Source organism: Bacillus sp. Medicinal_06 (assembly GCF_056711665.1).
Genome location: NZ_JBWYHD010000008.1, coordinates 17310 through 40803 on the forward strand (window position 1 = coordinate 17310; position 23494 = coordinate 40803).

Here is a 23494-nt window from a genome sequence, read left to right on the forward strand (position 1 = left end):
TAATGAGGAGCGTATCTTTAAGCATCGTTTTTTCTGCACTCTTCATCTAACCTCTTTATTTTCTCTGAATTTCTAGGTAGAAATGTTCTCAATCCTGAATAACGAAAAAAATAAAAAGCTACCTAATTAGGTAGCTTTTTATTTTCATAGAATAGTAATCGCTTGTTTCCCCATTTGTTCCCATGCTCTTTCAAATTCAGAACGTGATACTTTTTTATTCGGATTGTTAGCTAACGGATCGTTCATATATACGTAGTTTTGATCATATCCAACAATTACTGCGCTATGCTCGTAATATGTAATTTTTATATCACCGTTATTTGTATTCCATGTTTCAAAACTACCCTCAGCTAGGGGTTGAAACGTCGTATTGGCAATTACCCATACTGGTGAACCTGAACTAATAACTTTATAAATATCCTGAATATCTTTTCCTGTTAAATCAATGGTTTTTTCAGGCATATACTTTTCGGCAAGTTTAAAAATAGGCCCATGATACACACCGTATCCAGGCTCAGCCTTCGTATAAATATTTCCAACGAATCCTTCATAAGGGTTTCCTCGAAGGTTATTTTCTTTAAATGGAACTTTATTGATTTCACTTGCAAGTTGCATCTTATCTACTTGTACACCTTTATACTGCAATAACATTGCTAAACTTGTAACCTCACAACCTCGCTGCAGTTCCGGAAGTTGTTTTATGAATGGAACATTTTCAATCATAGCTGTTTCTTTCATATCAAACAAAAAATTCACTCGTAACTCTTGGACTTTTTGAAGAATTGTATTTTTCCCTATAAAAATAATAGCAACAAGTACAATCCCTATCATACATATATATTTGAATTTCTTTAACATATTCAAAACTCCATTACATCATTATTTTCATCAAACACCACTCTTTGTATTGTACCTTTCTTCTGCCTTGTTTGCTAGAAAGATTATATGAATTATTATTCAATTTAACTGTTTTAAAATTCTAATTTTTTGTAATTAAAAGAAAAATAATATGTACTTTTTCAGAATATTTCGCTATAATCAAAAACGTTATGTGTTTTAAAAAGAGCTTTCTTTCATTCACAAAACATGAAATTAGAAACTAATCATAGTTGTTTTTATCACCACTCTTACACCCAGAAAATATACAGAATTGATTTCTATAGTGATATACAGAAAACTACTATCAGTATGTTTTTCATCCCCCACTAATGATTAGTGAAATGAAGCATGCTCGAGATGCATCGAGCACAACAAACAAGGAAAAGAACACGGGGTGAAGGGAATATGAATCAAACAAATACAGAACAAACAAGTTTACAACGGACAATGAAAAGCAGACACCTTTTTATGATTGCACTCGGAGGTGTTATCGGTACAGGGTTATTTATGGGATCAGGACAAATTGTCCATAATGCTGGACCTGGTGGAGCCATTCTTGCATTTTTAGTTGGTGGTTTCGTCATGTATTTAACAATGCTTTGTCTTGGTGAATTATCTGTTGCAATGCCAGAAGCGGGCTCATTTCAAAGTTATGCAAGCCGATTTATTTCACCTGGTTTTGGATTTGTCGTTGGCTGGATGTATTGGTTAAACTGGGCTGTTACAGTTGGCGTAGAGCTTACAACTGTTAGTATTTTAATGAAGCGCTGGTTTCCGGATGTTTCCTCATGGATTTGGTGCGTTATATTTGCGGCATTACTTTTTATTGTAAACGCTTTATCAGCAAAAGCATATGCAGAAGCAGAATTTTGGTTTGCCAGCGTTAAAGTTGCTACGATCATAGTCTTCATCGTACTTGGAGGCGCCGTTATGTTTGGATTCCTAGATTTCAATGGAAAACCAGCACCAATGCTACATAATTTCACAGAAAATGGCGGACTATTCCCTAACGGTGTGTTAGCCATTCTATTTACGATGATTACAGTAAACTTCTCCTTCCAAGGAACAGAATTGATTGGTATCGCTTCAGGTGAAAGTGAAAAACCTGAAAAAACAATTCCAAAAGCAATAAAAAACACAATTTGGCGTACGCTATTCTTTTTCGTATTAGCAATTGCTGTTGTTGTTGGACTGCTTCCATGGCAAGAGGCAAATCTTGTAGAAAGTCCCTTCGTACTTGTCTTTGATACAGTGGGAATTCCATATGCAGCAGACATTATGAACTTTGTTATTATTACCGCTGTATTATCTGTAGCAAATTCAGGATTATACGCAAATTCACGTATGCTTTGGGCAATGTCAAAACAAGGCATGGCAAGTCCTATATTTACAAAGCTAACGAAAAAAGGTGTGCCACTAAATGCATTAATTTTCAGTTTAATCTTTGCAAGTCTTTCGCTACTAACAAGCGTATTTGCAGCAGATACTGTCTTTTTAGTATTAACATCTATTGCCGCAATGGCAGCAGTTGTTGTTTGGATGTCGATTGCAGCTTCGCAATTTTTCTTCCGAAGAGAATTTATAAAAAATGGTGGAAATATAAAAGATTTAAAATACCGTACGCCACTTTATCCAATTGTTCCAATCTTAGCTTTTTCTTTAAATTTCATTACATTCATTAGTTTAGCTTTCATACCGGATCAACGCATTGCGCTTTACTGCGGGATTCCATTTATGATTATTTGCTATATCTTGTACCAAGTTAAATATAAAAAAGTTGTCACATTTGAACAGAAACGAAATATTAAACAAATAATAAACTAAATATATAAAATATTCGACTATCTTACTTTATGATAAGATAGTTTTTTTCTATTTCTTGGATATGCTGGTATAACTTTAATTATCTTAAAATTCCTACAATCATGGTTTCGTCCGAAAAATGGTTTACAATGTAATCAAGTTACAAATGATATTCACCTTAAAAAGTGTGCATTTGTGTCTATTTTTTAACAATCTAACAAAAACTATTGCCTTCTATAAATTAATAGGTTTATATTGTTTTATTGGCATAGTTTCAATCCAAGGAGAAAGGAGATTTTCAATCGTGCAACTAAAGAAATCGTTTTGGAAGTTGGCTTCACTTCTTCCTTTATCACTACTCTTGTTCCTCGGTGGCTGTGAGAAAAAACTTGCAGTATTAAATCCACAGGGGCCTGTTGCAAAAGCACAGTATGATTTGATTGTTTGGTCATTCGTACTTATGTTGTTGATTATTGCAATTGTATTCATCTTGTTTACAGTCATCTTGATTCGTTATCGTGAAAAACCAGAAAACATGGGCTATGAGCCACCTGATCAACACGGTAACACATTATTAGAAATTATTTGGACACTCTTCCCAGTTATTATCGTTATTGCATTATCAATTCCAACGGTAAAAGCTACTTATGCATCTGAAGAAGTGCCAAAAGAGTCTAAGCATATTAAACCAGTTGAAATTTATGTTACATCTGCCAACTGGAAATGGTTATTCAGTTATCCAGAGGAAAATATTGAAACCGTTAACTATTTAAACGTACCAGCTGGTACACCAATTCAATTTAAATTAACATCTGTTGGTCCAATGAACGCCTTCTGGGTTCCAGAACTTGGTGGTATGAAATACACAATGGACGGCATGATTATGGATTTATTCCTACAAGCTGATAAGCCAGGTTCTTACCTTGGTCGTAGCTCAAACTTCTCTGGTGAAGGATTTACTCACATGGAATTTGAGCTTGAAGCAAAAACAAAAGAAGATTATGACAAGTGGGTAAAAGAAGTAAAAGAAACTGCTAAACCACTGACAGAAGAAAAATATAACGAAATCATTAAACCTGGTGTAGTAGGGCGTATGACATTCTCTAGTCACCACTTAAAGTATGTAGATCCAAAATCACTTGAATACTGTGATTACAACTACTACAAAAACAAAAAGTAACAGATAATATTCCAACAGATTGGAGTGAACACAGTGAAGCTTGATGAATTTTTTGTCACAGGTGATCCGATTATTTACGGAGCTGACGCATCTATCGTTCTTGTGACATTAGCAATCATTTTCGTACTGACAAAGTATAAAAAATGGAAATGGCTTTGGGATGAATGGTTAACAACTGTTGACCATAAAAAAATCGGTATAATGTATATTATATCGGCAGTTTTAATGTTATTCCGTGGTGGGATGGACGGTTTAATGATCCGTGCACAATTAACATTCCCAGATACAACTTATTTAAACGCAGAACATTATAACGGAATCTTTACAACACATGGTACAGTTATGATTCTTTTCATGGCGATGCCATTCGTTATGGGATTAATGAACGTTGTTGTACCACTACAAATTGGTGCTCGTGACGTTGCGTATCCATTCTTAAACGCATTAAGTTTTTGGTTATTCTTTATCGGAGCAATGTTATTCAACATCGCTTTCGTTATCGGAGGGTCTCCAGACGCTGGGTGGACATCTTACTTCCCAATGGCTGGTACAGAATTTACTCCTGGCGTAGGAAATAACTACTACGCTATTGCATTACAGATTTCCGGTCTTGGTACGCTAATGACTGGTATTAACTTCTTGGTTACAATCTTAAAAATGCGTACACCTGGCATGACATTAATGAAAATGCCAATGTTTACTTGGTCAATCTTAATTACAACTATCATTATTATTTTCGCTTTCCCAGTATTAACAGTTGCTCTTGCATTAATGACATTCGATCGTCTATTTGATGCTCACTTCTTTACGATGGCGAGCGGCGGTATGCCAATGCTTTGGGCCAACCTATTCTGGGTATGGGGTCACCCTGAAGTATATATTGTTATCTTACCGGCATTCGGTATTTTCTCTGAAATCATTAGTACATTCTCACGTAAACGTCTATTCGGTTACAGTGCAATGGTATACTCAATGATTGCAATTTCTTTATTAAGTTTCGTCGTATGGCTTCACCACTTCTTTACAATGGGATCTGGTCCAGCCGTTAACTCATTCTTCTCGATTTCGACAATGGCGATTTCGATTCCAACCGGTGTTAAGATCTTTAACTGGTTGTTTACACTGTATAAAGGACGTATTCGTTTTACAGTTCCAATGCTTTGGTCATTGGCATTTATTCCAAACTTCGTAATCGGTGGGGTTACTGGGGTTATGCTTGGAATGGCAGCAGCTGACTATCAATACCATAACAGCTACTTCCTAATCGCCCACTTCCACTACGTATTAATCGCAGGTACAGTATTCGCGATGCTTGCAGGATTTACGTTCTGGTATCCAAAAATGACTGGTCATATGCTAAATGAACGCCTTGGTAAGTGGACATTCTGGATCTTTATGATTGGATTTAACATCTGTTTCTTCCCAATGTACTTCCTAGGTTTAGATGGTATGACTCGTCGTATGTACACTTACTCCGCTGATTTAGGGTGGGGTTGGATGAACCAAATCGCAACTGTCGGTGCAGTAATGATGGGTATCGGCTTCCTAATCCTTTGCTACAACGTAGTTTGGAGCGCACGTCACGGTGAGCGTGACACTACTGGAGATCCATGGAATGGCCGTACACTTGAATGGGCAACTCAATCTCCTGTACAACATTACAACTTTGCTAAACTTCCTGAAATTAAAGAGGCTGATGCTTTCTGGTTCATGAAGAAACGTGGAGAAACAGTTACACCAAAGGCTGATGAATTAAAACCAATTCACATGCCAAGCAATTCAGGTGTTCCTATCATTATGTCTAGCTTTATCGGTCTTGCTGGTTTTGCGTTAGTATTTAGCTGGTTCTGGTTAGCAATTATTGGCGGTATCGGTATGCTAGCTTGTATGATCTATCGTTCATTTGATTATGACGATGGTTACTATATCAGTGTTGATGAAATTAAAAAAACAGAACATGTAGCATGAGAGGTGAAACGAAATGGCGGCTTTAGATAAAAGCTTACCTTTAGAATATCAATCTGAACAAAGCAGATTGAATATTCTAGGGTTCTGGATTTTCCTAGGGGCTGAAATTATGCTATTCGCAACACTTTTCGCCTCTTATTTAGTCCTTGCTGGTCGTACGGCAGATGGCCCAACGCCAGCACAATTGTTTGAAGTGAAAACACTTTTAATTCAAACATTACTACTTTTAACAAGTAGTTTTACGTGCGGTATCGTAATTCATGAAATGCGTAAAAACAACCAAAAAGCTATGTTAGGATGGTTCCTTTTCACATTGCTTTTAGGTGCAGGCTTCCTATTCTTTGAAATTGAAGAGTTCATCATGTATGTTGGTGAAGGCGCTACGATCCAAACAAGCGCATTCTTATCTGGATTCTTCGTTCTTCTTGGAACGCACGGTGCCCACGTAACAGGTGGTATCATCTGGGCAACTTGTGTAATCATCCAAATTTTAAAACGCGGATTAACACCAGTTACAGCTCGTAAAGTATTTATTATCAGCTTATACTGGCATTTCCTTGACCTTGTTTGGATCTTTATTTACACACTAGTTTACTTGAACGGGATGGTGGCGTAATAATGGGACAAAACAATACACAAGCAAATGGACACGCGCATAGCGGGTTTCCATGGTCACACGTTTTTGGGTTTATTTTATCGCTTGCACTAACGTTTCTTGCTTTATATGTTGCCCTTTACACAGACTTGCCACTTTCAACGATATTAACAACAATTATCGTAATGGCACTTGCACAAGGTTTATTACAATTAATTATGTTCATGCACTTAAGAGAAGGAGAAGGTACAATTCAAATCCTTACAATGATATACAGCTTCTTTGTTGCAATCGCAACAATCGGTCTTACTGTATGGATTTTCTTCTCTATGTAATGAACAGAAAATGGACTGCTGAGATAATCTCAGCAGTCTTTTTATTTATTCCCCCCCTTTTATCCATATTACGGAAATTACAACATTATCATGTAAACCATACTTATTATGACAAATGTTAAGAAAACTCTTTCTTTATGAAATCGAGTTCACATGCATTGCTTTTCTTCCTATAATATGACTAAAATAAGTACTATATTATTTGAAGGGAGAGAACGCAGTGGAACATCATTCCTCAGTCTTATCACTTATGATTGTTGTCGCAATCGCGTTTTTCATTCCCCTTTTGTTACAACGCTTTAAACTAAAAGCACTTCCTGTCGTTGTTGCAGAAATTATCGCAGGAATTTTTGTAGGAAAAAGTGGATTTAACGTTATTGAGCCCGACATGTGGCTCCAGGTCTTATCAACACTAGGATTTATCTTCTTAATGTTCTTAAGCGGTTTAGAAATCGATTTTTCTATCTTTAAACAAAAAGGGAAAAAGAATACGACGAACGAACCAAACACGTTCCAAGTAGCAAGCATTATCTTTTTATTCATTTTCATCTTATCCTACGCTATATCACTTATATTCGTATGGCTTGAATTTGTAGATAGTGCCTTATTTATGACATTAATTATTTCAACAATTTCTTTAGGTGTTGTTGTTCCAACATTAAAAGAAAATAACTTAGGGAAAACAGCAATTGGCCAAATCATTTTATTAGTTGCTGTTATTGCTGACCTAGTTACAATGATTCTACTCGCTGTATTTGTCGGATTGAACTCTGAAAGTGGCCAAAGCATGTGGCTTCTTCTCGTTCTATTTGGTGCAGGTATTGTCATTTACTTTGTGGCAAGACGCTTTAAAAATATTCCATACCTAGAAAATATAAAAGCTGGTAGTGTACAAATTGACACACGTGCTGTTTTTGCACTCATTTTAATCTTAGTCGGATTATCTGAATCTGTTGGTGCAGAAAATATTTTAGGGGCCTTTTTAGCAGGTGTACTCGTATCCTTATTATCACCAAATGAAGATATGGTTGAAAAACTTGATTCCATCGGATATGGTTTCTTCATCCCAATTTTCTTTGTTATGGTCGGGGTTAATTTAGAAGTATGGTCTATTTTTAAAGAGCCTTCTAGTATGCTAATGATTCCGATTTTAATTGTCGGACTCTTTATTTCAAAATTATTACCATCACTCGTACTAAGAAAATGGTACCCACGTAATATTGTATTAGGAAGTGCCATTTTATTGACATCGACACTTTCATTGGTTATCGCCGCAGCACAAATTGGTGAAAAGCTAAATATCATTAGTACCAGTCTATCTGCTTCACTTATTTTGAGTGCAGTTATTACATGTATTTTTGCACCTGTATTCTTTAAAAAGATGTTTCCAAAGGTGGAAACACCAAAACCAAAAGTTTCTATTATTGGTGCAAGTCGAATCACCCTTCCATTATCACTTGATTTAAAACGCGAAGATTATGATGTGACACTATACATGATGCGTCAAAATAAAGTAAATGCAGAGGAAGCAAAGTCTCATGACTTCCCGATTGTAAAACTAGATACAATCACTATAGAAGGATTAGAAGAACAAAAAGCATTCGATGCAGATCGCGTTGTTGTTGCAACAAGCGATGATGAACAAAACTTATTATTAGCAGAACATGCGAAAGAATTAGGCGTTGAACATGTTATTGCAAGCGTAGAAGATCCACTTCTACAAGAAAAAGCAACACAAGAACATATTGCCGTATTCTCGACCATCAACTCTACACGAATTTTATTACGTGCACTCATCGATAGACCGAGTCTCGTTCGTTTAATTACGACAGCAAATGAAACAGTTCGTGAAGTTGAATTACGTAGTAATAAATATAACGGTTTACCACTTCGTCGCTTACCATTCCTAGGTGACGTGCTCATCATTCAAATTTACCGTGGTAATAAAGCACTCGTACCACATGGTGATACAAAATTACAACATGGTGATACGCTCCTTGTAACAGGTTCAAAAGAACACATTGATACAATGAAAAACATACTAGAATAGCAGAAAGTCCCCTTTCGAAATTGAGAGGGGACTTTTTTAGTACATAATATTCACAAAATTTTTCTTAAGATTATCGTTTTTTAATGGTAAAATATTACTATCACATATTATGGGGATGAATCACACTATGTCTATTTCAACTTTAGCTCTTTTATTATTGGCAGAGGTACTCGTTGCCATTATTCTTATCGGCATTAGCATTGAAATTTGCAGCTATGGATGGAAGAAATCCAATGGCACGAAATACTTTTGTCTCTTTCTTTCTCTTCTCATTGGTACTAGTAGCATATTAGGCCTTTGTGTTGCGCCGGCCTATTTTTTTCTGCAACTTATTGAGAAATCCTCATAAGAAAGGACAATAATATGATTACAATCAAACATATTGATGCCTCTGAAACATATAAACTACGGCAAAATATTTTGCGACCGAATCAACAGTTAGATGATTGCAAATATCCATCTGATTATGAAACAAATTCCTTTCATCTCGGTGCCTTCTTAAATGATGAACTCATTAGTATCGCGTCTTTCTCATCTGAAGCAGAGCCTTCCTTACAAGGTAATAACCACTATCGTTTACGAGGCATGGCTACAATTCCCACCTTTCGAAAGCAACATGCTGGTCGCTCATTAATTAATCATGCCGAAACCATTCTAAAAGAACGCCAAGCAACAGTACTATGGTGTAATGCTCGTATTACCGTTGCAGATTACTACAAACGATTAGGATTCCTTGAACATGGTGAAATATTTGATATCGATCCGATTGGACTTCATAAATTGATGTATAAAACGTTATAAATCATCTAATATAGCCCTCTCCATATGGAGAGGGCTATATTATGATTCATTATCTTCATCTCTTATTGATTTTTTATAATAATAGACATACAAAAAAGGAACGAAAGAACAAAGAAATACAATAATACCAATTATTCCTGCATCTAGTATAGAAGCATCAGGCGTTACAATCATATGAATTCCTATGATAGCACCCGTAAATATAATCGGAATAAGTAACAATTTGAAAAAATAGCTACGTTTTACTGGCTCTCCGCTTTCATGCACTTCAATTGATTGTTTCAAATTTAAAAAGTTTACAGACATGATTCCAACCATAAATAATAGTAGTAAATCAGACACAGCTTCATATCCTGCTTACTTTATAACATAACGGTAAAAAAATCATACTTAATATTACAAGTTCTATAATATGAATGCCATTCTAATATGCTTTTAATCCTTGAATCATTAAACGTTCATCTTTCACAATTCGCATTGATCTCTTTCACTCCCTCTCCTCCCAAAACAAATCATTTAATGTTTGGTTTAACGCATAACAAATATTCAAACACAACTCTAAAGAAGGGTTATACTTCCCTTTTTCAATTAAACTAATCGTTTGCCTTGTAACTCCTACTTTTTCTGCTAATTGTTGTTGTGTTAAATCTAGCTGAACACGAGCAACTTTTATTTTACTTACAGCCAATCCCTGTCCCTCCCTCACTATTAATCGCAACATATATATTCCATTATTCAATTTATAAATTACATAATAATTAAACTTCTTTTTCATGTCTTATATTAGGTTCCTACAAATTAAACTTTCACTTTATTATACACGAAAAAAGGGTACTTCCTACGAGAAGTACCCTTTCCTATATGATTATAAGAACAAATGACATCCAAATAAAATTGCAAAGAAATACAGAAGTGGATGAACTTCCATTCCTTTTCCTTTCACAATTTTTAAAATTGGATAGATTAAAAATCCAAGCGCAATTCCGTTCGCAATACTAGATGTTAATGGAATCCCTACGAAAATTAAAAATGCGGGCAGTGCATCTTCAAATTCACTCCAATTAATATCTCTTATGCTTTGCGCCATTAGACTTCCTACAATGATTAACGATGGAGCAGTAATTGCTGCTACACTAGATAAAGAAGCGATAACAGGGCTGAAAAATGCAGTAACGATCGTTAAGCAAATTACTACAATGCCTGTTAATCCAGTTTTACCACCTGCTGCAATTCCCGCTGACGATTCAATCGTTGCTGCTGTTGGGCTTGTCCCAAATACAGCTCCCGTTGTACCACCAATTGCATCCGCAATAAATGCTTTACCAAAACGTTTTTCAGCATTATCTGTATTTAAACCCGCTTGCTTAATCAGGCCAAGCAAAGCACCTGTTGTATCAAATAATAATACAAGTAAAAATGAAAAAACAACGCCGTATAATCCATATTCAATTACATCAGAAAATGCAGTCATCGGATTTGAAACAATGATTCCGTTTGGTAAATGAGGGATAGCTGTAATCTTATCCCCAAATTTAAGTTGCCCTGTAAAAAAGGCAATAATGCCTGTCACAATCATACTAATAAACAACGCACCACTCACACGTAATGCCATTAACACCGCTGCTAACACTAAACCAACTAATGTTAAAATAACAGCTGGTGAATGAAAATCTCCAATTGTAACTAAATTAGATGGGTGATCCACGATAATTCCAGAGAGACGAAGACCAATGAAAGCAATAAATAGCCCAATTCCACCTGCAATTGCCTGTTTTAGGCTATCTGGAATTGCGATAATAAGTTTCTGACGAAATGATGTGAAAGACAATAAAAGAAAAATAATACCTGTAACAAATACTGCTGAAAACGCAATAACATATGTAATACCTTCTGCCTTTTGTACAACCGAATAAGCAAAATACGCATTCATCCCCATTGCTGGAGCAATAACAATCGGATAGTTTGCTAAAAACGCCATACATAATGTTCCGACAACTGTTGCAATAATGGTTGCCGTAAATGCTTGATCAAATGGTACACCTGCATCAGATAATATTTTCGGATTGATGACAAGAATGTACGCAAATGTAAAAAATGTTGTGATGCCAGCTAAAATCTCTTGCTTCACAGAAGTGCTATACTTTTGTAATTGAAACATACTTTGGTACCCTTCCTACACAATGAATTATTATCACACATTCTTTTCTTATTATTATGCGAGAAAATGTAATACTTAATCTTACCAACGACTAAAAATAAGAGTCAATATATTGAGTAATAGTTCGAATTTTAAGTTTAGGTCTGACGAATTGAAAAACGGAAAGAAAAACCCTTCTTATAGGTGGGAAAGAGCGTCCGGCCATGCATAGAAGCGGTCAGGTCCTATTTTAGCCCCATGCCACGTTTTAAACAAAAGGAGAAAACGAGTGGAGGTCTCCTTTTGTTTACATAGCTGTGATTTATATGTAGAAAATCAAAATGCATTTTTACACTTCCCTTTTTAGCTGGGAGAGAGTATCCGGCCATGCATAGAAGCGACCTGGCCCTTTTTAGCTCCATGCTGCGCTTAGAACAAAGAGAAAACACAAATACAAGTTATCCTCAATTATATATTGAAAAATCCAAATGGTTTTATATATTACAGCACAAAATAATTGTTTTTGTAGCATAACAGACAGAAATATTTTATAATTTAAAATAGTTGCACTTCAAGTAAGCGCATTCAATTCTTTCATCCTATAAGGAGGCTTTTTATGCAGCAAACAAACAAATCAGGAACTTTAAACCGCGGTCTAAAACAAAGACACATCACATTGATGTCTCTTGGATCCGCTATTGGCGTAGGACTATTTTTAGGATCTGCTTCCGCTATAAAATTAGCTGGACCTTCTATTCTATTAGCCTATATGATTGCTGGACTCGTTATCTTCTTCATTATGCGTGCTCTTGGGGAAATGGCAATTGAACAACCAGTTGCTGGTTCTTTTAGTAAATATGCATATGATTATTTAGGACCGTTAGCAGGTTATATCACTGGTTGGAACTACTGGTTTTTATGGGTTATTACTTGCATGGCGGAAATTACTGCCGCTGGTATCTATATGGAGTTTTGGTTCCCAGATATCCCGCGCTGGATTTGGGCATTAATGGCTCTCGTATTAATGAGTGCATTCAACTTTTTATCTGTAAAAGTATTCGGGGAACTTGAATTTTGGTTTGCTTTAATTAAAATTGTCACAATTATCTGTATGATTGTAATTGGGACAGGCATTATTCTATTTGGATTTGGAAATGATGGTATCGCGACTGGAATTTCAAATCTTTGGTCACATGGCGGCTGGTTCCCAAATGGTTTTTCTGGGTTACTTCTTTCCTTACAAATGGTTTTATTTGCTTATTTAGGAGTCGAACTTATCGGCGTTACAGCTGGTGAAGCACAAAACCCGAAGAAAACACTCGCGAAAGCAATTGATAACGTATTTTGGCGTATTTTACTGTTCTATGTTGGTGCCTTATTTGTTATGATGGCAATTTATCCATGGAATGAACTTGGCGATAAAGGAAGCCCATTCGTATTAACATTCCAACAAATTGGTATAGCAAAAGCAGCTGGGATTATTAACTTTGTTGTCTTAACGGCAGCTCTTTCTTCTTGTAACGGTGGTTTATTTAGTACAGGACGTATGTTATTTACATTAGCAGCGCAAAAAAAGGCACCTGAAAAATTCGGCCGTTTAAATAAAAATGGCATTCCAAGTAATGGAATTATAGCGACTTCATTAGTCTTATTAGTTGGTGTTATATTAAACTACCTTGTTCCTGCTAAAGTATTTACATGGCTTACTAGTATTTCAACGTTCGGTGCGATTTGGACATGGGGTATCATATTAGTTGCTCAAATTCGTTTCCGTAAAGGGTTAGCAGAAAATACGAAGCAAAATTTAACGTACAAAATGCCTTTGTATCCATTAAGCTCTTATTTCTCACTCGCTTTCCTTGCATTAGTATTAGGAATTATGGCTTATTCAGAGGATACACGAATTGCATTAATTGTTGGGCCGATTTGGTTAATTTCATTAGCAGTTGTATATTACTTAAAAGGGTTCCATAGGATAGATGCTGCACCAAATTCAAAAGTTAGTTAAATATGTTACCCCTTCCTTATAGCGAGGAAGGGGTTTTCCTATTTTTCACACAAATATTTATCAACAAAATTCACGTTATTTTTACAAATTTTTTGTATTTTTTATATTTATTTTCATTAAAAAATCCATTACATTATTAAAGCACATATATTTATTATTAGGGGGATTCTTCTATGAAGAACAAAAAATGGCTTAAACTTTCTTTAGCAACAGCAATTACACTCAGTATCGGAAGCGCTTATATTCCACCTGCTTTCGCTGAAGGTGCTACAGATCCAGCACCTGAAATTACTGCAAAAGTTGTGAATCAAAACAATGGGAAGAAAGTATTATTTGATAATACACATGGGCAAACAGCAGGTACTGCTGATTGGGTCATTGATGGTGGTTTTTCCGATTTCGGAAATGGTATTGCTAAAAATGGATATTTTGTGAAAGAGCTTCGCCAATCTACACCTATTACATATGAAAATTTAAAAGATTATCATGTATTTATCGTTCCTGAAGCAAATATTCCTTATAAAAAATCTGAACAAGATGCTATGTTACAATATGTTAAAAATGGTGGTAGTATTTTCTTTATCGCAGATCATTATAATGCTGACCGAAATAAGAACCGCTGGGATTCTTCAGAGGTGTTTAATGGATACAGACGTGGTGCATGGGACAACCCTACAAAAGGTATGTCTGATGAAGAAGCAAATTCTCCAGCAATGCAAGGAGTAGAAAGCTCCGATTGGTTATCACAAAACTTTGGTATTCGCTTTCGCTATAATGCACTTGGAGATGTTTCCGCCAAAAATATTGTATCACCTGAACAATCCTTTGGTATTACAAAAGGGGTTTCATCAGTAGCTATGCATGCTGGTTCTACACTTGCCATTACAAACCCTAAATTAGCAAAAGGAATCGTATACCTTCCAGAAAACCCATCAAAATGGAATAACGCTGTTGATAGTGGTGTTTATAATGGTGGCGGTATTGCAGAGGGTCCTTATGCTGCTATCGCTAAAATTGGTCTTGGAAAAGCAGCATTTATCGGCGATTCTTCTCCTGTTGAAGATGCCTCGCCAAAATATGTTCGTGAAGATACAGGACAAACAAAAAAAACATATGATGGGTATAAAGAAGAAAGTGACGCTATCTTATTAGAAAATATTGTGAATTGGTTATCTAAACAAGAAACCTATACAAGTTTAGATCAAGTAAATGGCTTACAACTGGATAACCCAACACCTTTACAAACATTTGAACACCCTAATTTATCAACTGAGCCACAACCAGAACCTTGGAGCGCTCCAAATCAAGGATATCAATGGTTCAATACAAATACATTTAAGCCAGGTTCATATGGATATAGTGGTACAATAACTACTCCTGTAAATAATTACGTAGTTACGCATCCTACTATTCTGCCAAGCAATGCAGTATTCCAAGTAAAAATTCAATTAAATAACTTATTACCAAATACAACATATAATAATTATTCTCTAGGGATTTTCACAACTGGAGGAACACAAGTTGCGAAAATCCAAAATGAAAATGGTACTTGGCCTTCTAACTTTGGATATAGTAATGCATTCTCTTTCATAACAAACAGTCTAGGTTTTTCTGAAAAAGTAGTAAATGTACAACTCGCACCAAATACAACTGGACAAGCCACTTTGCGTCTTCGTCAAAATACAACGACAAAATATAATGAAACTGTCACTATTAATAATAAATAGTAAAAAAAGCAATCCTAAATGGATTGCTTTTTTACTACTCATCTTTTTCTTTCGAGAAAAACATTCTAGAAATAACAATTCCTAGTCCACCAACAAGTAAGAATAATACGGCACGAATCATCATTGATACTTCTGGTAAATCTAAGAAGAATAACTTACTAACTGTTACAACTAACACAACTAATCCAGCATATAATATTTCAGTCATTCCTCTATTACGTCCAAACCAAACTGCAACTAAAGCATATATCATCCATAAAAGAGAGACAGATACACTGATAATACTTCCATTTGTTGAAAGAACCTCTCCTATTCTCGTAATCGTAATAAATACAAGTATCATAAAGCCGTACAGTGTGATCGAATACACATGTTTTCCAAACTGTTGTAACATTGGTTTCACTCTCATCATGCCATAATAAAATGTTCCAAGCAAAATGAAATGAGCTACAAAAGCAGCTGACATAAATGTTTCAAATGGACTAACGAGCGTTTGAAGCATACCAATCGCATAAATGACAGCACTTATATGAAACTTAATTTCTTGCTTCAATTTAACAGAAGTAATGATACCTAAGAACCCTTGTAACATTAAGACAATCGATCCATTTACTAAGCTGAACTCATATAGAATTGCTAAACTAAATGATCCCATTGCAAATCCAAATAAAAGATCGGTAAATAATGATTTTTTATTTTTTCTATATTCAGCTGCAAACATTACAGTGTGTACAACTGTACTAATTAATAATCCCCCTGTTGTAAAGTTTGGAATTTTTACAATCGCTAAAATAAAGAAGATTGCATTCGCACTAAACAGCGCCATTCTAGGTTGATAAATAAAACTTCGATTCGTAAACATATGCCAAAAAAGTGTAAGATGAATAAATTCATAAACAACTGTTAATTGCACATTTAAGTTTCCAAGTAACGCCGTCATAATGACAAAGAAGACAAACGTGACAAGTACAGAAACACAATAAGACACCATATATAAATATTGATAACGATTTTTATACGCATACCATAATAAACTAATCGTTAATATCATCTCATACCCAAAGAAAATGTAAGAATTTGGTGTTGTACTATTCAATAAGAACGGTACAAAAAATGCTCCTACAGATACAAATATAGCGAGATACTCAGATTGATATCGCTTAGCAAGATAAATACCGAGTATAATCCAAATAATATTGAGTACAAATGCAATGCTTGCCGGGAAAAAGTCATACAAATAATGGGCAGCAAATGTCGTTAAAACGATCCCCGTAATACTCCCACCAGCTAATACTAATCCTAGTGCTTGACGTTCCTGTTTTATTTGCATATCACCTACATAGTACAAACCAATTGATAATACTACGCCAAATACAATCCGAATTGCTGGAGTAAGTAATCCAGCATCTACTCCCGCTTTAAATAGCCAAATTACCCCAAGGAGCATAATGGCAACGAAAATACGTGGGAGCCACGTTTGACAAAATTTTATAATATCAAATGGCTCAGGCTTAAACGCAGATATATCTACTTGTTTTAATTCTGGCTTCTCCACACCTTCTTGATTAACGACTATTTCTTCTTTTCGTACATTTTGTTTTGGAATACTGACTTCTGGTTTTTCTTCAATAGATTCCCGTTTCCTCTGCTCTCTCTCTTGTTGATTTTTTTCTTCCTCTATTTTTCTTTGCTGTGCCTTTAGCTCATATAGTGCCTCTTGAATCGTATCAATCGCTATTTCTAGCGCTTCTATTTTTTTATTTACATCCTGTTTCACTCGCTCTCCCCCCTTTAATTATGCTGCTAAAATGGTAATATATATAATTGGTTAAATTATCCATTACTTACATCATACTATTAGCCTATTCATTTTTTAAAGGAATTCTGTGTAAATTTCTCAATTTCATAAATAAAAAACTCCTTTCAATTGAAAAGAGGTTTTATTTTCTACTACTTCTTCTATTTTTTTGTAAGAATGCTTACAATCACCCCTAAACAGCCACCTACAATTGCTGGAATAACCCATCCTACTCCCTCTGTATATAAAGGAATGTATTCTAATATAGGTGTCCATTTTGAAAGTAGCACATTGCGATTTAAAATATCTATTCCACTAAACACCGCTACTAGTCCAATCGTTACTGAATATATATACGTATACCTACTAATATACTTATGAAACAGTCCTAAAATAATAAGTGTTAAAGCAATTGGATAAATAAATCCAAGAATAGGAACGGATACTTTTAAAATTTGTGTTAGCCCTAAATTAGCAAGAATCATACTAACAACACTTAAGACACAAGCCCACACTTTATAAGAGACTTTTGGAAATACTTCCGTAAAAAACTGGCTACAAGATGTAACAAGACCAATCGATACACATAAACAAGCAACAGTAAAAATAATCCCTAATAAGACCATACCGCTTTGTCCAAATAATTTAGTCATCACATGAGCTAATACTTGAGCACCATTATCAAACTTTCCAAGTGAACCACTTATTGATCCAACATATCCGAGAATAATGTAAATAAGAGATAATAAGAGACCAGCGCCAATACCTGCCATGCTCATATACTTAGCTAAGCTTTTTTCATCTTGTACTCCTTTAGCGCGCAAAGCATTTGCTACAACAATTCCAAAGATTAACGCTGCTAGTGCATCCATCGTTAAATACCCATCTAAAAACCCTTGAAATACCGCAGATTGTTTATAGTTCCCTATCGGTACTTGAACTTCTCCTACGGTTGTAATCATACTTTTTATAAAAATAAGAGCAATCATACATAATAATAAAGGTGTTAACAGCTTTCCAAACAGCCCTATCAATTTCGATGGTGACAAACTTAGCCAATATACAATACTAAAAAAGACAACCGTATAGATGAGTAGTAATACACTACTCTTCTCTGGAATGAACTGGCCTGGTCCCATTTCAAAGGCTAAACTTCCGGCACGTGGTATACCAAGTCCAGGACCGATAAACAAATAAATTAAACATGGAAAAATAATTGCAAACGAAGAATGGACACGATTGACTAATCTTTGGAAACTTCGAGCTTTAGCAATTGCTATTACACCTAATATTGGAAGTCCAGTTGCTGATATAATAAAGCCGAGCAATGCAACCCACACATGTTCCCCTGCTTCATATCCAAGGAAAGGTGGGAAAATCAAATTCCCAGCCCCGAAAAACATCGAGAATAGCATAAGACTCATAAGCAAAATTTCTTTTTTCTGTAATGATTTCATTTCTTTCTCCTTTTTTACTTTTAAATAAGATGGAATCCTTCTCATCCTATATACATCAATTCTAATTTTTCAACATATAAGTTACAGCTAGATAAACAAAAGCAGACCTCCACTCGTTTCTTACTTTTGTTTTTCATGGCACGGGGCTAAAAAAGGCCCTGACCGCTTCTATCTATGGCCGGATCCTCTTTTCCCCTTAAAAAGAAAGGTTTTATATGTTTTTTTATTCTCCACTAGAACAAACATAGTCCATAGTCTACCACAAAAAAAATTCCCATTCTATATCTATAAAGGTTTCCAATTTCTTCTGAAAAATCGACCTTTATTGACATTTAATAGTTAATAAAGTAAACTATTAAATATACAAAACTATTAACTTTGTTTTCGTTTGTGTCAGGAGGAAACTTATATGGAATCAGCGATACAACTTGAGAAAAAACAACAAAGAAACAAGAAACATCCTCCAGGTTTATATCTCCTCTTCTTCACAGAAATGTGGGAACGATTTAGTTACTATGGATTACGAGGATTATTAACACTATATTTAACAACAACTTTAGTAAGCGGTGGTCTTGGGTTTAGTCCCGGGTGGGCACTTTCTATCTATGGCTTTTACACTGGAGCGTGTTACTTTACTCCAATGATTGGTGGATACTTAACTGACCGATTTCTTGGAAGACGCTTAGCTATCACGATAGGTGGCGTGACAATGGCAATCGGTAACCTTACACTCTTTGCCCTGCAAAACCAAGTCGGCCTATACCTTGGACTCGCGCTTATTATTATTGGTAATGGTTTCTTCAAACCAAATATTTCTACGCTTGTCGGAGAACTGTATGAAGAAAATGACCCAAAACGCGATAGTGCATTTACCATTTTCTATATGGGTATTAACGTCGGTTCATTTTTAGCTCCACTCGTTTGCGGATTTTTATCAGAAAATTTATTCAAAACAACAGTAGATGGTATTGTTCATTATGGCTTCCGTTACGGATTCTTAGCCGCTTCAATCGGTATGATTATCGGACAAATTTTATTTACAACATTGTCTAATCGCTTCCTTGGTGATATCGGTAAAAAACCAACAAGAGATTTGCAAGCAGCATCAGGCAAAGAAACAGCTGGTAATACACCACTTACAAAAAAAGAAAAACAACATACAGCAGTTATCGTTATTCTAACTTGCTTCGTTGTCTTCTTCTGGGCTGGTTTTGAACAAGCTGGTAGCTCATTAACGCTATATACAAACAAGTTTGTTGATCGTTCTATATTCGGATGGGAAATCCCAACATCTTGGTTCCAATCAGTCAATCCATTGTTTATCATTTTGCTTGCCCCTGTTATTTCAGCACTATGGGCTAAGCTTACTACAACAAAACGTGGAGATTTAAAAATCCCAACAAAAATGGGACTCGGTATGATTTTACTTGGAATCGGTTATATCGTTCTCGTTATCGCTACATTAAAAACAGGTAGTGATGAACACAACATTACAGAGCAAGCAAACCTATTATTTATTGTTTTTACTTATCTTTTCCATACATTAGGTGAATTGTTCTTATCACCTGTTGGATTATCGATGGTTAGTTCCCTTGCACCAGTAAAACTCGCTTCATTACTAATGGGTGTTTGGCTAGCTAGTTCAGGTATTGCCAACATTTTAGGTGGCCAACTCGCTAGTTTTACAACTTCACTTGGATATTCAGAAGTATTTACTGTCATTGGAGCCGTAGCCATCGTTCTAGGATGTGTTTTATTATTACTTTCTAAAAAACTAGTAAAATGGATGGACTAAAAAAGCTGAGGGATTGCTCCCTCAGCTTTTTATTTTCTTAGTCTGAACAAAATCTCCTGTAACAACAAAACGCTTGGAGTTATCTGATACAGACACACATGTAATAAGTGTAACTTCCGTTTTCCCGTGATCTTCTACTACTTCCCATTTATCAGGCGTTACTTCTGATACATTCTTAACAGCATACTCATACTCGTTTTCATTATCATATAAATAAATTTTATCGTTCTTTTTTAACGAAGATACATCACTAAACAAAACACCCTTTTTAGACATGTTATGTCCTGCTAATGCATAATTTTCTTTGCCCATCTCTTGCTTCTCTTTTACAGTCGCTGCTCCTGATAATAAGTTTTTCTCAGTAGAAGCATTTAAAATAGGTAATTTTAATGAAATGCTTGGAATTTCAATACGGCCAATTACTTGTTTTTTATCTAATGATGCATTTGCTACCTCTGATAAATCAGGCTGATCAATTTTAGATGCATCTACAAATTTTGTTTCATGCTTTTCGTATTCCATCTTCTGAACAGCTTGTACATTTTCTGTTTGCTTTTTCTCTGCCATATATCCGTCATAAAATGGCTTACCAATTAAAATACCACCTACAACAAATAACAGAACTGCTAATATACTATACATTCTCCTCTTATTCATACATAATTCCTTTCCATTACAAAATCTTACTTCTATATACGATGATAAAGTAAGATAGCTTTATGTACAAGTGTTAGACGGAAGGAAAAAGCTTATTGACCTATATGATAAAAAAGACGTGCACGCGGCACGTCCTTACGCAATTTTATTTCGATAAAGAGAAACATGGAATATCATCATTTGAATAAAGAAAATAAAAAATATAATATATAGTGGATATCCTGGGACATATAGGTGTACCACAGGCGAAAAGGTCAAGAGTCCAATTGCACAAGGTAAAACATACCACAATGAAACAAATGTTGTACGGAAGGCTTTTCCAGTAAGTTCTTCCTCACGCTCATCTTCTTGTGGAAATAATAAAGGAAACATCCAAAAAGATAATTTCTTATATTTTTTCTTTTGTACGTTATAGAAAATATTCGATATAACTGTTGCAATCAATAACAATAAAAGCGGTACTATATTTATTGTTATCTCAAATGGTACTTGCTCATTTTGAATAACATTTGCAAGCTCAATAACAGCATAATAGAGTTCAATAAACGTCCAACTAGCTAACCCAATAAACAACACATTCACCACATAGGACAAAATGATTCTATTCACCTTTTTCTCCTTCCTTATTTAAAACAAACACATCCTCCATCTTTAAATCAAATACATCAAAAAATCGTCAGTGCTAATAACAGTGATGGAACGTAATCGCCCTTTTCAATTGCTGCAATTGTTTGCCTTGTTACGCCAACTTTTTCAGCTAATACGCTTTGCGTGAAATTAAAACGGGCTCTTAGCTCCTTTACTCTATTACAAACGGTCAAATTTACCACATATTACCATTACTGTATGCTAGACTTTACAAAATGTAAACTTAACTTAACATTAAACTCACAAAAAAATCCAACTTTACCTAATGTAAAGTTGGATTTGATTTTAACTTAAAATTGTAACTTTAACGTTTTTTCGTCCCCAAGTACTAGATGAAGCTTTATCTGGCATCAATACATCAATTCTATATCCTTTAATAGCACCGCCAGTATCTCCTGCAATTGCTTCACCATATCCATCAACATACACACGAGATCCTAATGGAATAACAGCTGGATCTACAGCAATCAATTTCATTCCTGGGTTTGCAGTTAAGTTATGACCCAATTTAGATTTTACAATTTCACCTGGTTTATAGCCATTCTCAGCTGGATCAGCTGTATAAGCAGTTGCCTCTACATAAATCTCACGTCCACCTTTAGCCGGTTTTGATTCTGGCTGAGGAGCTGGTGCTTTTGTTGTATTTTCGGATTGTTTAGGTGCTGGTGCTGAAGTTGTTTGCTTAGAAGCTTCTTCTCTCGCTTTTGCTTCTTCCTCTTTTTTTGCTTTTGCTAAAGCTTCTTCTCGTTCTTTCGCTTCTGCTTCCGCTTTCGCCTGAGCTTCCGCTGCTAATCTTGCCGCCTCTTGTTCACGCGCAATTGTTTCTTGTACTTCTTTCATGTTTGCTTCAATTTTTGATTTTTCTTGTTCTGCTAAATTAATTTGACTTGCGATTTGATTATACTTTGCTTGCACAGCTTGTAAGTTTTCTTGGCGCTTTTTCAAGTTTTCTTGTAAGTCAGCTTGTGCTTTTGATAATTTTTGCTTATCTACTTCTAAAGATGCCTCTTTTTCGTCAATTGCTTTTTTATCTTCTTCAATTTGACGAAGATCTTGTTCTTGCAGACGTAAAATTTCTTTATCTGCATCTAAAATTGTAGATACTGCATTCATACGTTGTAAGAAATCAGCAAAGTTCTTTGATTCTACTACAACTTCGACTACTAAACTCGTATTTGAGCTATTTTGAACAGAAACCATACGTTTTTTCATAATATCTTTACGAGCAAGTACTTTATTTTCCAAAACGATAATTTCTCCCTTTTTCTGTTCAATTTGCTTATGTGTTTCATCGATTTTACGCTGAATAGCAGCTTGTTCCTCTTTGTTTTTTGTAATTGTATTATTTAAATTATGTAGTTCATTTTCAATACCTTGTATTTCTTTATTAACAGCTTGCTTCTCTTGTTCTTTTTGCTGAATATCATTGCTATTCTGCTGCAATTGCTGCTGCATGTTGTTCAGTTTCTCGTCGTTTGACTCAGCTTTGACAGCGACTGTACTAGAAAGACCAATAATTCCTGCTAATACTAGACTACTGATTCGCTTAAAATAGTTCATAATCCGACTCCCTTCTCATACAGTTATACATGATTTATTTTACAGTTTGTTTACAAACTCATTAAATACACTTTATTTTTAATGACAAAAAAACAA

The 23494-nt window shown here is 35.2% G+C and carries 19 protein-coding genes and 2 pseudogenes; 11 read left to right on the forward strand and 10 right to left on the reverse strand.

What is annotated here, in order from left to right:
* Positions 1–144 precede the first annotated feature (144 nt).
* Positions 145–858 (reverse strand): C39 family peptidase, encoded by a 714-nt coding sequence (locus tag AC1M36_RS19525; protein WP_336453020.1) that lies wholly within the window; start codon positions 856–858, stop codon positions 145–147.
* 426 nt (positions 859–1284) lie between these two features.
* Here AC1M36_RS19525 and AC1M36_RS19530 point away from each other — a divergent pair, with 426 nt between their 5' ends.
* From AC1M36_RS19530 to AC1M36_RS19565, 8 genes are all read left to right on the forward strand, one after another.
* Positions 1285–2703, forward strand: a complete 1419-nt coding sequence (locus tag AC1M36_RS19530) for an amino acid permease (RefSeq protein ID WP_479846118.1) — start codon at positions 1285–1287, stop codon at positions 2701–2703.
* Positions 2704–2986: 283 nt separating this feature from the next.
* Positions 2987–3862 (forward strand): cytochrome aa3 quinol oxidase subunit II, encoded by an 876-nt coding sequence (qoxA, locus tag AC1M36_RS19535; RefSeq protein ID WP_336453018.1) that lies wholly within the window; start codon positions 2987–2989, stop codon positions 3860–3862.
* A gap of 33 nt (positions 3863–3895) precedes the next feature.
* Positions 3896–5830 (forward strand): cytochrome aa3 quinol oxidase subunit I, encoded by a 1935-nt coding sequence (qoxB, locus tag AC1M36_RS19540; protein WP_336453017.1) that lies wholly within the window; start codon positions 3896–3898, stop codon positions 5828–5830.
* Between the two features lie 13 nt (positions 5831–5843).
* On the forward strand, positions 5844–6446 hold the full coding sequence (gene qoxC, locus AC1M36_RS19545; protein WP_090694261.1) for a cytochrome aa3 quinol oxidase subunit III: 603 nt from the start codon (positions 5844–5846) through the stop codon (positions 6444–6446).
* 2 nt (positions 6447–6448) lie between these two features.
* On the forward strand, positions 6449–6760 hold the full coding sequence (gene qoxD / locus AC1M36_RS19550) for a cytochrome aa3 quinol oxidase subunit IV (protein ID WP_336453016.1): 312 nt from the start codon (positions 6449–6451) through the stop codon (positions 6758–6760).
* 220 nt (positions 6761–6980) lie between these two features.
* Positions 6981–8810: a monovalent cation:proton antiporter family protein gene (locus tag AC1M36_RS19555; RefSeq protein WP_336453015.1), complete on the forward strand. Its 1830-nt coding sequence runs from the start codon at positions 6981–6983 to the stop codon at positions 8808–8810.
* A gap of 115 nt (positions 8811–8925) precedes the next feature.
* Positions 8926–9159: a DUF4022 family protein gene (locus AC1M36_RS19560; protein WP_336453014.1), complete on the forward strand. Its 234-nt coding sequence runs from the start codon at positions 8926–8928 to the stop codon at positions 9157–9159.
* Positions 9160–9173: 14 nt separating this feature from the next.
* Positions 9174–9611 carry a GNAT family N-acetyltransferase gene (locus AC1M36_RS19565; RefSeq protein ID WP_336453013.1) on the forward strand — a complete coding sequence of 146 codons (438 nt, stop codon included), beginning with the start codon at positions 9174–9176 and terminating at the stop codon, positions 9609–9611.
* Positions 9612–9650: 39 nt separating this feature from the next.
* Here the strand turns inward: AC1M36_RS19565 and AC1M36_RS19570 are convergent.
* The 3 genes and pseudogenes from AC1M36_RS19570 to AC1M36_RS19580 form a co-directional block, all read right to left on the reverse strand.
* A pseudogene (locus AC1M36_RS19570) lies at positions 9651–10089 on the reverse strand (hypothetical protein).
* Positions 10090–10098: 9 nt separating this feature from the next.
* Positions 10099–10299 (reverse strand): helix-turn-helix transcriptional regulator, encoded by a 201-nt coding sequence (locus AC1M36_RS19575; protein WP_336453012.1) that lies wholly within the window; start codon positions 10297–10299, stop codon positions 10099–10101.
* 177 nt (positions 10300–10476) lie between these two features.
* A complete protein-coding gene (locus AC1M36_RS19580; RefSeq protein ID WP_479846119.1) occupies positions 10477–11769 on the reverse strand; it encodes an NCS2 family permease in 1293 nt (430 codons plus the stop codon).
* Positions 11770–12364: 595 nt separating this feature from the next.
* Here AC1M36_RS19580 and AC1M36_RS19585 point away from each other — a divergent pair.
* A complete protein-coding gene (locus tag AC1M36_RS19585) occupies positions 12365–13756 on the forward strand; it encodes an amino acid permease (RefSeq protein ID WP_336453010.1) in 1392 nt (463 codons plus the stop codon).
* A 173-nt stretch (positions 13757–13929) separates the two neighbouring features.
* Positions 13930–15483: a DNA-binding protein gene (locus tag AC1M36_RS19590; protein ID WP_336453009.1), complete on the forward strand. Its 1554-nt coding sequence runs from the start codon at positions 13930–13932 to the stop codon at positions 15481–15483.
* 34 nt (positions 15484–15517) lie between these two features.
* On the opposite strand, the gene AC1M36_RS19595 is transcribed toward AC1M36_RS19590, so the two are convergent.
* Positions 15518–17260, reverse strand: a complete 1743-nt coding sequence (locus AC1M36_RS19595; RefSeq protein WP_479846120.1) for a DUF2339 domain-containing protein — start codon at positions 17258–17260, stop codon at positions 15518–15520.
* Positions 17261–17442: 182 nt separating this feature from the next.
* Positions 17443–18738, reverse strand: a complete 1296-nt coding sequence (brnQ1, locus tag AC1M36_RS19600) for a branched-chain amino acid transport system II carrier protein BrnQ1 (RefSeq protein ID WP_420792362.1) — start codon at positions 18736–18738, stop codon at positions 17443–17445.
* Between the two features lie 409 nt (positions 18739–19147).
* Between brnQ1 and AC1M36_RS19605 the strand changes: the two genes are divergently transcribed.
* Positions 19148–20533, forward strand: a complete 1386-nt coding sequence (locus AC1M36_RS19605) for a peptide MFS transporter (RefSeq protein WP_336453006.1) — start codon at positions 19148–19150, stop codon at positions 20531–20533.
* Positions 20534–20554: 21 nt separating this feature from the next.
* Here the strand turns inward: AC1M36_RS19605 and AC1M36_RS19610 are convergent, their stop codons facing one another.
* The 4 genes and pseudogenes from AC1M36_RS19610 to AC1M36_RS19625 all read right to left on the reverse strand — a co-directional run bounded on the left by AC1M36_RS19610 (position 20555) and on the right by AC1M36_RS19625 (position 23398).
* Positions 20555–21190: a class A sortase gene (locus tag AC1M36_RS19610; RefSeq protein ID WP_431613275.1), complete on the reverse strand. Its 636-nt coding sequence runs from the start codon at positions 21188–21190 to the stop codon at positions 20555–20557.
* Positions 21191–21325: 135 nt separating this feature from the next.
* Positions 21326–21799 (reverse strand): DUF2178 domain-containing protein, encoded by a 474-nt coding sequence (locus AC1M36_RS19615; RefSeq protein ID WP_336453004.1) that lies wholly within the window; start codon positions 21797–21799, stop codon positions 21326–21328.
* Positions 21792–22020, reverse strand: a pseudogene (locus tag AC1M36_RS19620) (helix-turn-helix transcriptional regulator). The gene AC1M36_RS19615 and the pseudogene AC1M36_RS19620 overlap by 8 nt, the downstream one beginning before the upstream one ends.
* A gap of 103 nt (positions 22021–22123) precedes the next feature.
* Complete coding sequence (locus AC1M36_RS19625) at positions 22124–23398, reverse strand: 3D domain-containing protein (RefSeq protein ID WP_336453003.1); 1275 nt, start codon at positions 23396–23398, stop codon at positions 22124–22126.
* Between the last annotated feature and the right edge of the window lie 96 nt (positions 23399–23494).